Annotated in this window: 13 protein-coding genes; 9 read left to right on the forward strand and 4 right to left on the reverse strand. The window is 66.5% G+C overall.

Going from position 1 to position 9,914, the window contains the following annotated elements; all coding sequences use genetic code 11:
* Positions 1 to 15: 15 nt before the first annotated feature.
* The 8 genes from AC1DHX_RS13580 (at position 16) to AC1DHX_RS13615 (ending at position 5,360) form a co-directional block, all read left to right on the forward strand.
* Positions 16 to 1,050: a P1 family peptidase gene (locus AC1DHX_RS13580; RefSeq protein WP_476858993.1), complete on the forward strand. Its 1,035-nt coding sequence runs from the start codon at positions 16 to 18 to the stop codon at positions 1,048 to 1,050.
* Positions 1,051 to 1,238: 188 nt separating this feature from the next.
* Positions 1,239 to 1,460 (forward strand): translation initiation factor IF-1, encoded by a 222-nt coding sequence (gene infA, locus AC1DHX_RS13585; RefSeq protein ID WP_009358723.1) that lies wholly within the window; start codon positions 1,239 to 1,241, stop codon positions 1,458 to 1,460.
* Positions 1,461 to 1,529: 69 nt separating this feature from the next.
* On the forward strand, positions 1,530 to 1,643 hold the full coding sequence (rpmJ, locus tag AC1DHX_RS13590; protein ID WP_009358722.1) for a 50S ribosomal protein L36: 114 nt from the start codon (positions 1,530 to 1,532) through the stop codon (positions 1,641 to 1,643).
* Positions 1,644 to 1,816: 173 nt separating this feature from the next.
* Entirely contained in the window at positions 1,817 to 2,191 is a 375-nt protein-coding gene (gene rpsM / locus AC1DHX_RS13595) for a 30S ribosomal protein S13 (protein ID WP_028275004.1), read from the forward strand.
* Between the two features lie 52 nt (positions 2,192 to 2,243).
* On the forward strand, positions 2,244 to 2,645 hold the full coding sequence (rpsK, locus tag AC1DHX_RS13600; protein WP_018773682.1) for a 30S ribosomal protein S11: 402 nt from the start codon (positions 2,244 to 2,246) through the stop codon (positions 2,643 to 2,645).
* Positions 2,646 to 2,778: 133 nt separating this feature from the next.
* A complete protein-coding gene (locus tag AC1DHX_RS13605) occupies positions 2,779 to 3,789 on the forward strand; it encodes a DNA-directed RNA polymerase subunit alpha (RefSeq protein ID WP_476900120.1) in 1,011 nt (336 codons plus the stop codon).
* A gap of 76 nt (positions 3,790 to 3,865) precedes the next feature.
* Positions 3,866 to 4,438 carry a 50S ribosomal protein L17 gene (rplQ, locus tag AC1DHX_RS13610; RefSeq protein WP_476858992.1) on the forward strand — a complete coding sequence of 191 codons (573 nt, stop codon included), beginning with the start codon at positions 3,866 to 3,868 and terminating at the stop codon, positions 4,436 to 4,438.
* Between the two features lie 31 nt (positions 4,439 to 4,469).
* Positions 4,470 to 5,360, forward strand: a complete 891-nt coding sequence (locus AC1DHX_RS13615) for a tRNA pseudouridine synthase A (protein ID WP_173403038.1) — start codon at positions 4,470 to 4,472, stop codon at positions 5,358 to 5,360.
* Between the two features lie 155 nt (positions 5,361 to 5,515).
* On the opposite strand, the gene AC1DHX_RS13620 is transcribed toward AC1DHX_RS13615, so the two are convergent.
* On the reverse strand, positions 5,516 to 7,165 hold the full coding sequence (locus tag AC1DHX_RS13620; RefSeq protein WP_476900121.1) for a sensor histidine kinase: 1,650 nt from the start codon (positions 7,163 to 7,165) through the stop codon (positions 5,516 to 5,518).
* A gap of 235 nt (positions 7,166 to 7,400) precedes the next feature.
* Here AC1DHX_RS13620 and AC1DHX_RS13625 point away from each other — a divergent pair, with 235 nt between their 5' ends.
* Positions 7,401 to 8,168 carry a response regulator transcription factor gene (locus AC1DHX_RS13625; RefSeq protein WP_476858990.1) on the forward strand — a complete coding sequence of 256 codons (768 nt, stop codon included), beginning with the start codon at positions 7,401 to 7,403 and terminating at the stop codon, positions 8,166 to 8,168.
* 65 nt (positions 8,169 to 8,233) lie between these two features.
* Here the strand turns inward: AC1DHX_RS13625 and AC1DHX_RS13630 are convergent, their stop codons facing one another.
* From AC1DHX_RS13630 to AC1DHX_RS13640, 3 genes are all read right to left on the reverse strand, one after another.
* Positions 8,234 to 8,746 (reverse strand): Hpt domain-containing protein, encoded by a 513-nt coding sequence (locus tag AC1DHX_RS13630; RefSeq protein WP_476851476.1) that lies wholly within the window; start codon positions 8,744 to 8,746, stop codon positions 8,234 to 8,236.
* 127 nt (positions 8,747 to 8,873) lie between these two features.
* Positions 8,874 to 9,758, reverse strand: a complete 885-nt coding sequence (locus tag AC1DHX_RS13635; RefSeq protein ID WP_476858989.1) for a type II secretion system F family protein — start codon at positions 9,756 to 9,758, stop codon at positions 8,874 to 8,876.
* 7 nt (positions 9,759 to 9,765) lie between these two features.
* The coding region (locus tag AC1DHX_RS13640; RefSeq protein WP_476900123.1) for a type II secretion system F family protein at positions 9,766 to 9,914 on the reverse strand (149 nt) is incomplete at its 5' end.

Below are 9,914 nucleotides of genomic sequence, written 5' to 3' on the forward strand. Positions count from 1 at the left end.
GCGCACAATGGAGCCATGGGAGCAACAGGAGCCATCACAGACGTGGCCGGCATCCGGATAGGCCAGGTCCAGAAGTCCGGCGACGGCTGGCTGAGCGGAGTGACTGTGGTTCTCCCGCCGCCGGGCACCGTCGGCTCGGTCGACGTCCGGGGCGGCGGGCCTGCGACGCATGAGACGGACTCACTGGATCCCACCACGCTGTCCCAGACCGTGGACGCCGTGGTCCTGACCGGGGGCAGCGCCTTTGGCCTCGCAGCCGCGGGCGGCGCCATGCGCTGGTGCGAGGAGAACGGCCGAGGCTTCACGGTCCCCGGCGGGCTTGTTCCGATCGTGCCGGCGGCCGCGATTTTCGACCTGGGCCGCGGCGGCGATTTCTCCGCCCGCCCCGGAGAGGCGATGGGCTACGCGGCGACGGCCGCCGCCGCCGGGCAGCCGGAAGGGCACGACGTCGAACGCGGCAACGTCGGCGCCGGCACAGGAGCGGCAATCGGCAGGGGCACGTACAAAGGGGGAGTGGGCACAGCCTCCCTCACCTTAGAAAACGGGGTGACCGTCGGCGCCATTGCGGTCGTCAACGCGCTCGGACTGCCGTGGGGCACATCGCCGCAGCAGGCGGAACCCGGCAGCGTGCGTCTAAGCGACGAAGGAGCGAGCACGCAGAGAGTTTCGGCTGTTGGGGCGGGAGGTGAGGCCGAAGCCGCAGACTACGGCGTTGGCGGTACGCCCCCGCCGCTCAACACCACGCTCGTCGTCGTCGCCACGGACGCCGTCCTGGACAAGGCGGACTGCAAACGCACCGCCTCGGCGGCCCATGCCGGACTGGCACGGGCTTTGAATCCAAGCCACACCCTCGCCGACGGCGATACCGTGTTCGCGCTGGCGACGGGCGCCGTCGCGCTTGACCGCAGCACGCCGGCGGCCCGGCAGATCAGCCTCATTACCCTGCAGAGCGCGGCCGCCGACGTCGTCCGGCTGGCCATCCTCGACGGGATCTCGCAGGCGGAGGCAGTGACGACGGCGGCCGGGACGCTAGGTGCGTACGGACGCTGAGTGCGCTACGATGGGCGGATTTAACTTCGGATTTAACAATCGGGCCGCGATGGCGTAGTGTTGTCTGTTGGTTGTCTGCCCCGTTGTGCCCTTTTGGGGTCGGGTGGCACCAGCCAATCAATCAAAAACGTCCGCGGTCATGACCGGTGCAAACCGGGAGGCTGCGGCAACAACAGTTAGCGGAGGGTATGGCCAAGAAGGACGGGGTCATTGAGATCGAGGGCGTTGTGACCGAGGCGCTGCCCAATGCGATGTTTCGCGTTGAGCTCACCAACAAGCACATCGTTCTGGCACACATCTCTGGAAAGATGCGCCAGCACTACATCAGGATCCTCCCCGAGGACCGCGTAGTGGTGGAGCTGAGCCCTTACGACCTGACACGTGGTCGTATCGTCTACCGCTACAAGTAAACACTGGGCGGCCAGGGCAACAGCCGAGGGCCGGTCCAGCTGACCAACTGCAACACGCAAAGGAACGCCATGAAGGTCAAGCCGAGCGTCAAGCAGATCTGCGAAAAGTGCAAAGTGATCCGCCGTAATGGCCGGGTCATGGTGATCTGCGAGAACCCGCGCCACAAGCAGCGCCAGGGCTAATTTCCTTCACGGGAAATCCTGGGTTGCTAACCCACGCAAGTAAATAAAGGCAGCACAAGCTGAACTGGGACGTATGAGCCCGGACAGCTAACCCCCGGTCGGAGGCTGGGGCCGCACTGAACATGCGGGTGTACTGCCTACGACCTCCGGTTTATACAAGGAGTACTGCCAATATGGCTCGTCTCGCTGGCGTAGACATTCCCCGCGAAAAGCGGCTGGAAATTGCGCTTACTTACATCTACGGCGTGGGCAAGACCCGTGCACACGAAACCCTGGCTGCTACCGGCATCAGCGCTGACGTTCGGGTCAAGGACCTGACCGACGCGCAGCTGGTTGAGCTGCGTGACTACATTGAAGGCAACTACAAGGTTGAGGGTGACCTTCGCCGCGAAGTAGCCGCTGATATCCGCCGCAAGGTTGAAATCGGCAGCTACGAAGGTATTCGCCACCGCAAGGGCCTGCCAGTGCGCGGTCAGCGTACGAAGACGAACGCGCGTACCCGCAAGGGTCCGAAGCGCACCGTCGCAGGCAAGAAGAAGGCCCGTTAATCCCTGAGGGATTAACTCGGTTTTCCCCCGATAACTTTCTGTAGGAGAAAAAATGCCCCCGAAGACTCGTGGCGCGGTTCGCAAGCCGCGTAAGAAGGACAAGAAGAATATCGCGCTGGGCCAGGCGCACATCAAGAGCACCTTTAACAACACCATCGTGTCCATCACGGACCCGAACGGTGCTGTCATCTCCTGGGCTTCGTCCGGTGAGGTTGGCTTCAAGGGCTCGCGTAAGTCCACCCCGTTCGCTGCCCAGATGGCCGCCGAAGCCGCCGCAAAGCGTGCACAGGAGCACGGCATGCGCAAGGTTGACGTGTTCGTCAAGGGACCGGGTTCCGGACGCGAAACCGCCATCCGCTCGCTGCAGGCCGCTGGCCTCGAGGTTGGCTCCATCCAGGACGTCACCCCCAGCGCCCACAACGGCTGCCGTCCGCCGAAGCGCCGCCGCGTCTAAGGCTTTCCAGCGCCCAGGAGCTTGCCCGGACCCTCACCGGTCCGGGCAGGCCCGGCCGCGTTAAGTCTTCAGACCGATCTTTCCACCACCTGTGTTGCGTCATATAGCGGATGCTCGCCGAAAGGAAACCTAAGTGCTCATTGCACAGCGCCCCACCCTCTCCGAAGAGGTCGTCTCCGAAAACCGCTCACGGTTCATCATCGAACCGCTGGAGCCGGGCTTTGGTTACACCCTCGGAAACTCCCTCCGCCGTACCCTGCTCTCCTCCATCCCCGGTGCCTCTGTAACGAGCATCCGGATCGATGGCGTGCTGCACGAGTTCACCACGGTTCCGGGTGTCAAGGAAGATGTCACTGAGATCATCCTGAACATCAAGAACCTGTCGGTTTCCTCCGAGCACGACGRGCCGGTTGTTGCTTACCTGCGCAAGCAGGGACCGGGAGTCGTCACCGCCGCGGACATCGCTCCGCCGGCCGGCGTCGAATTCCACAACCCGGATCTGCACATTGCCACGCTGAACTCGAAGGGCAAGTTCGAACTCGAACTGACCATCGAGCGCGGTCGCGGCTACGTTTCGGCAGCTCAGAACAAGTCCGGCGACTCCGAGATCGGCCGCATCCCGGTCGACTCGATCTACTCGCCGGTTCTGAAGGTTACTTTCCGCGTGGAAGCTACCCGTGTTGAGCAGCGCACTGACTTCGACAAGCTCATTGTCGACGTCGAGACCAAGCAGGCAATCGCCCCGCGCGACGCCGTTGCTTCGGCAGGTACCACCCTGGTGGAACTGTTCGGTCTGGCCCGCGAGCTGAACACCGCAGCTGAAGGTATCGAGATCGGTCCGTCGCCGACGGACGCTGCCCTGGCAGCCGACATGGCACTGCCGATCGAGGATCTGGACCTGACGGTCCGTTCCTACAACTGCCTCAAGCGTGAGGGCATCCACACCGTGGGTGAACTCGTTGCCCGCTCCGAGGCTGACCTCATGGACATCCGYAACTTCGGYGCGAAGTCCATTGATGAGGTCAAGGCMAAGCTSGTCGAACTGGGYCTGTCCCTCAAGGACTCCCCTCCCGGTTTCGATCTCGCAGCMCGYGCCGCAGCCATCGAAGAGGACGACGCCGCGTTCAGCGACGACGAGCTCTAACCAACAGATCTTGGCCGGCTGGCTGGATGCACCCTGGTGTGCGCAGCCCAACGGCTTCCAATGAGGAGAAACTATAATGCCTACCCCCGCTAAGGGTCCGCGCCTCGGAGGCGGAGCGGCTCACGAGCGTCTTATGCTCGCGAACCTGTCCGCCGCACTTTTCGAGCACAAGCGGATCACCACCACGGTGACCAAGGCCAAGCGCCTGAAGCCGTACGCCGAGCGCCTGGTGACTTTCGCCAAGCGTGGCGACCTCGCGTCCCGCCGTCGTGTACTCGGCCTGATCAGCAACAAGGGCGTCGTCCACGAGCTGTTCACCGACATTGCACAGGCAGTGGAAAACCGCGATGGCGGCTACACCCGCATCACCAAGATCGGCAACCGCAAGGGCGACAACGCTCCCATGGCTGTCATCGAACTGGTTCTCGAGCCGGTTTCCGCAAAGCAGGCCGTGGTAGCCGAGGCTACCTCTGCTGCCAAGCGCGACGCTGACAAGAAGGACGCCGAAAAGGCCGACGCAGCTCCGGTTGCCGAGACCGAAGAGGCTGCTGAGACCGAAGAGGCTCCAGTCGCTGAGACCGAAGCCGCTACCGAAGAGGCTCCGGCCGCTGAGGAAGCAGCCGCTGAGTCCGAGAAGGACGCGAAGTAATTCGCTAAATCTTTCTTATAGACTTAAGTCTATGAACGAGCTCAAACCCGCTGCCCCCGTCTTGGGGGGCGGCGGGTTTTTGCGTATCCGGCTGGATGTGGCGTACGACGGCGGCCCGTTCAGCGGGTGGGCCGTGCAGCCGGGACTGCGCACCGTCCAGGGCGTCCTGGAGGAGGCCCTCGCGCTGCTGATCCGACGCCCCGTCCGGGTTACGGTTGCCGGGCGCACCGACGCCGGGGTGCACGCCCGCGGCCAGGTGGTCCACCTGGACCTCAGCGAGGCGGAGTGGCTGGGCCTGAACCGGGGCGCCGAACTGGATCCCGCCGTCGCCCTGCTCCGCCGCATCCGCGGTGCCTTGAGCCGTGGCCTGGGCGACCTCAGCGGCGCCATCGAGGTGCACCGGGTGAGCGTGGCACCCGTTGGCTTCGATGCCCGGTTCTCCGCCCTCTGGCGCCGCTATTCGTACCGGATCGCGGACGGCCCCGCGCTGTGGGACCCGCTGGGACGCGCCTCGACGCTGTGGCACAAGGTTCCGCTGGACGTCGGTCTCCTCAACGAGGGCGCCGCGCCGCTGCTGGGCCTGCAGGACTTCCGCTCGTACTGCAAGCCCCGCGAGGGGGCCACGACCATCCGTGAACTGCAGCGCTTCGAATTCGAGCGCGGCGCGGACGGCGTCATTGTCGTCACCGTTCAGGCTGACGCGTTCTGCCACAACATGGTCCGCTCCCTGGTGGGCTCGGCGTTGTACGTGGGGGAGGGCGAAGAGGCCCCGGAATGGCTCTACGAGCGGCTCCTCGCCCGGCAGCGCGACGCCCGCTCCGTTCTCGCAGCCCCGCACCCGCTGGTGCTCGAGGAAGTGGCCTACCCGACAGAGAGCGGCATGCTGGCCCGGGCCGAACTGACGCGGGCACTGCGGGCCTAAACTGCGCCACCGATTTTCCCCACCTTTGCCGGAGCGAGGCCGCTCTACGCCGGCGGGTCGGCGCAACACGCCGGCGTCGGCCACCAAAGGTGGGGAAACTTCGACGCCACCACAGCCATGTGGGCACGAAAAGGCGGTGGGCCTGCGGGCCTAAATTAGGCGGGAAGCTCGAGGGTGAAAGTGCTGCCGTGGCCCGGACTGGTGCGGCACGAGATGGATCCGCCGTGCCCTTCCACGATGGCCTTGGTGATGGACAGCCCTAAGCCGGCGCCCGGAATGGATCCGTCCCGGACGGCCGGGCTGCGGAAGAAACGGGTGAAGACCCGCCCGGCGTCGGCGGCGGTCATGCCCATCCCGGTGTCCTCGACGTGAAGGCGCACCAGGCCGTCGCCGGAGCTGGCGGAGACCCGCACCGATYCGCCGTCGGGCGAGTACTTGATCGCGTTGGAAACGAGGTTGTCCAGGGCCTGGCTGAGCCGGAGCGGGTCCACGTGGGCCCAGAGCGGACCCTGGACGTCCGTGGCGAGGCAGACGCGGGACGCCTGGGCGTGGGCCTGGGCCGAGCCGAGGCTCGCCTCCACGATGCCGGCGAGGTCGGTGCGGCGCGGATGGACATGGACCGCGGCGCTGGCGGACATGAGAAGGTCCGAGACCAGGGCCAGCAGCCGCTCCGCGTTGCGCTGCGCCACTTCGACGCGGCGGACCACCGGACTGTCCAGGCCCTCGGTGTCGGCGAGCACCAGGTCCAGGTTGCCGATGATGGACGTCAACGGCGTGCGGAATTCGTGGGAGACAGTGGAGACGACCTCGTCCTTCGCTGCCAGGGCGTCCACCAGGCCGGTGACCTCGTTGAAGACCACCACAGCGCCGCGGAAGTCGCCGGCGTCGTTCTTCAGGGGCCGGGCCCCGGTCGAGACCACGCGGCTGGCCGCCGCCTCACCGAAGCAGACAAGGTAGTCGGCAAACGACTCGCCGGCCAGCGCCCGCCGGATGGGACGGCGCTCCAGCGCCAGGGGGGTGCTTCGGTCCTGCCCGGTCAGCACGAGCCGGCCCTCTTCCTCCGGCAGTACTTCCCCCGCCGGTTCGGCCGTAGGACGGGGCGCCGCGGCCGCGGATTCCTCGAGTTCGGCCTGCCACGTGTTCGTGAGCAGCCGGCGGCCGCTGGCATCCACTGCCACGATCCCGACGTCGACGGTGTCAAGAATGGTGTTCAGGAGCCGTTCGCGCTCCCGGCTGTCCGCGAGCAGGACCTCCAGCTCGGCTTCCTTGGACCTGATCCGCCGCTGCTCGCGCCGCAGGCGCGCCCGCGCGAAACGCATGGCCAGGGACACCGCGAGCATCATCAGGGGCACCAGCAGGGCTTCGGCCGTGCGGGCCGCAAGCGGTGCCGATCGGTCCGCCAGGAGCCAGGGCAGGGCGGCCACGAGGGGCACCGAGAAACTCAGTGAAAGGCTCGCGGGGGCGGAGAGCCTGGACGCCGAAATCCACACCACGGGCAAGACGGAGAGCACACCGGGATCCGGCAGCCCGGCGGTGGTGCCGTCCCGGAGCAGCCCAATCGCAACCAGGTCCAGGACAGGGATGACGAGCGGGGCCAACGGCCCAAAACGCTGCCAGGGGACCAGTACGCAGGCCACCAGGAGGGCGGCCTGCAGGGCAAAGGCGTAGCGGCACAGGATGCTGTCCGGAAGGCCGGGCCAGGCGGCCGGGGCAGCCATGACGATTCCGGCCAGCATCACGGCCAGCGGCAACTGGCATACGAGGACCCGCCCGCGCGGCCCCAAAGCCTTCCCGTGTCGATCCACACTGCGGATCAGCCGCTGTCTAAGCAAAGACGCCGTGCCCCCTTCCCGTTGCTCCAGTTTTACACCCTGTGTCACGCAAATTTGACATAAATCGAAGTTTTGCCATTTCTGTTACCGGGCAGCCGCGAATTTGCCCCTTAGGGTGGGTATTCTGACATTGCCGGTGGGGGCCGGCGAGATAATTGCTGCCGCCGCATCCGCGAACGGCAGCGTAGCGTGACACATGAGGGGGGCCATGACCGACATGGGAGTCGCCGTCGTTGTAGAAGACGACGAAGATGTTCGGAACCTTGTCGAAGCCGTATTGAGCCAGGCAGGGTTCGAAGTCCACTCGGCGGCCGGCGGACGTGAAGGGGTCGACGTCGTCAGGGCGCGGGAGGCAAGCGTGGTCACCCTCGATGTCGGGCTTCCCGACATCGACGGTTTCGAGGTGCTGCGCCGGATCCGGCAGTTCAGTGACGCGTACGTGGTCATGCTGACAGCGCGAACCGACGAACTGGACACCCTGACGGCGTTTCATACCGGGGCTGATGATTTCCTGGCGAAGCCATTCCGGCCCCGGGAGCTGCGCGCGCGCGTGGGTGCCATGATGCGCCGGCCCCGGCAGGACCTCGGCGCCGCGGACGGATCCGCGCTGGATTCTGGGGCGGCCGCCGCCCCTGCAGCGTCCCAGAGTCCAGTGCTGCACCACAACGGCCTGGACCTGAACCCCGAGACCCGGTCCGTGAGCGTCGACGGCGTGGCGGTCAGCCTGACCCGCAGCGAGTTCGACCTCCTGCAGGCGCTCCTGAAGGGCGCCGGCGCCGTGCGGTCCAAGACCGAGCTGGTGCGCGTGGTCCGGGGCGATTACTACCGGGCGGACGCCTACATCAGCGAATCCGACGAACGCGCCGTCGAGGTGCATATCGGCAACCTGCGGAGGAAACTCGGCGAGGACCCCGTGCAGCCGCGCTGGCTGCAGACCGTCCGCGGCGTGGGCTACCGGCTGTCGCCGGCGCGGTAGCCCCTGGAGGGGCTTCCGGTGCCCGGCGCCCGGGAAACCTGTAGGCGGCAGCGGTCCCGCCGGTCCTAGCTGTCCCACAGGACGTAGCTGAACTGGAGCTCGTCGACGGTTTCCCCGCCGCGCGCGGCGACGTCGCGCAGGAGCGACAGTGCGCGGCCAATGTCTCCGGCCCTGAGGGCGTTCTCCAGTTCGCCGGCGAGCTGGGCCAGGCGCAGGCCTCCGACCATGGCCGAGGACGTCTTCAGGCTCAGCACAGCGTCCATCGAGCCCGCGAGATCCCCGCGTTCGAGGGCCGAGGCCAGCGAGCGGTAGCGCTGGTCCCACATCCGGGTGTAGTCCCTGGCAAATCCCTTCGCCACGGCCGGATTTTCCAGCTGTGCACCCAGGTCCTGAAGCGCGGCAGGGTCCACGAGCGGGGCCGCCGGCAGGTCCTCGGGGAGGACCTCCGGGAAGACCTCTGGGAAGGCCGCTGCCGCGCTGGATGCCGTGAGGGCAGGCGCCGGCAGTCCCGGAGAGGTGGTGGGAGCGAGGGCAATGCCCGCATCTCCGTCGTCGGGGCAAGCGCTTGGAAGGGACATGTGACCACGCTACTTGCTGATGCGGCCGATGCCGTGCAGCCCGGTCTATCCTGCGGAAACCCTGAGGCTTTCCCGAGGGGAACCAATCCCGGCCGCTGGTGCCGGCCGTGGCCGTGTCGGCGGCCGTTTACTGGCCGCTGAACGTGTCGATGGCGTTGATGACGGCCGGGCCCAGGATGGCGATGAAAAGCACGGGGAAGATGAAGAACAGCAGGGGAAACAGGATGGTGACGGGCAGCTTCATGGCCTTCTCCTCGGCCCGTTGCCGGCGCTTGACCCGCATGACCTTCGCCTGCACCCGCAACACCCGGCTGATGGCAATGCCGTAGGTGTCGGCCTGGACCACGGCCTGGACGAAGCTGCGCAGCTCGGGCACGTTGGTCCGTTCCGCCAGTGCCACGTATGACTCGCGCCGGCTGCGCCCTACCTGCATGTCCTGCAGGGTCCGGATAAGTTCCTCCGCCAGGGGGCCCTTGCCGTTCTCGCCGGCCCGGGCCATGGCGCCTTCGAAGCCCAGGCCCGCTTCCACGGAGATCAGCATCTGGTCCAGCGTGTTGGCCAGTTCCAGCTGCATGGTCTTCTGGCGTTCCTGCCCTCTGCTGTAAAGCAGGAGGTCGGGGATGAAGTAGCCGAGCAGGAACACAAAGATTCCCACGAGCTTGAGGACCGGCGTCGGGCTGTTGGCGCTGATCCAGAAGCCCAGCAGGGCGCCCAGCAGCCCAAGGAGCGGCTTGGCCGCGAGCACGCGGCCCAGCGGCAGCGACGCGGGGCGCCCGGCGAGGGACAACAGCCGGTCCAGTTTGCGGACGTACGCCGCGGGAGTCAGCCGGTAGCCGGCCCGTTCCAGCAGACTGCTGCGCTCCCGATGGGTGAGCTCGGCCGGGTCGGTACCCAGCGCGAGCAGCTCCCGCATGGCGCGCTGTGACCTCCGGTCGACGGAGAGCAGCGACCACGCCAGATAGCCGAGCGGCAAGGCCACCAGCAGCGTGGCAAGAAGTACAGCAGGTGCCATGGCCGCCTCAGAACTTCAGGTCGATGATTTTGCGCATCCACAGCCCGCCAATGGTCATGAGGATGACGGAGGCGGCCATCATGCCCCAGCCCAGCGGGTGCGTGAACATCGGGTTCATGTAGCCGGGATTGACCAGCATCAGCATCACCACGATCC

The organism is Arthrobacter sp. 05N33_2 (assembly GCF_056397425.1).

Coding starts and splice junctions, on each gene's coding strand:
- AC1DHX_RS13580 (WP_476858993.1), top strand. CDS start 16: ATGGGAGCAACAGGAGCCATCACAGACGTGGCCGGCATCCGGATAGGC.
- infA (WP_009358723.1), top strand. CDS start 1,239: ATGGCCAAGAAGGACGGGGTCATTGAGATCGAGGGCGTTGTGACCGAG.
- rpmJ (WP_009358722.1), top strand. CDS start 1,530: ATGAAGGTCAAGCCGAGCGTCAAGCAGATCTGCGAAAAGTGCAAAGTG.
- rpsM (WP_028275004.1), top strand. CDS start 1,817: ATGGCTCGTCTCGCTGGCGTAGACATTCCCCGCGAAAAGCGGCTGGAA.
- rpsK (WP_018773682.1), top strand. CDS start 2,244: ATGCCCCCGAAGACTCGTGGCGCGGTTCGCAAGCCGCGTAAGAAGGAC.
- rplQ (WP_476858992.1), top strand. CDS start 3,866: ATGCCTACCCCCGCTAAGGGTCCGCGCCTCGGAGGCGGAGCGGCTCAC.
- AC1DHX_RS13615 (WP_173403038.1), top strand. CDS start 4,470: ATGAACGAGCTCAAACCCGCTGCCCCCGTCTTGGGGGGCGGCGGGTTT.
- AC1DHX_RS13625 (WP_476858990.1), top strand. CDS start 7,401: ATGACCGACATGGGAGTCGCCGTCGTTGTAGAAGACGACGAAGATGTT.
- AC1DHX_RS13630 (WP_476851476.1), bottom strand. CDS start 8,746: ATGTCCCTTCCAAGCGCTTGCCCCGACGACGGAGATGCGGGCATTGCC.
- AC1DHX_RS13635 (WP_476858989.1), bottom strand. CDS start 9,758: ATGGCACCTGCTGTACTTCTTGCCACGCTGCTGGTGGCCTTGCCGCTC.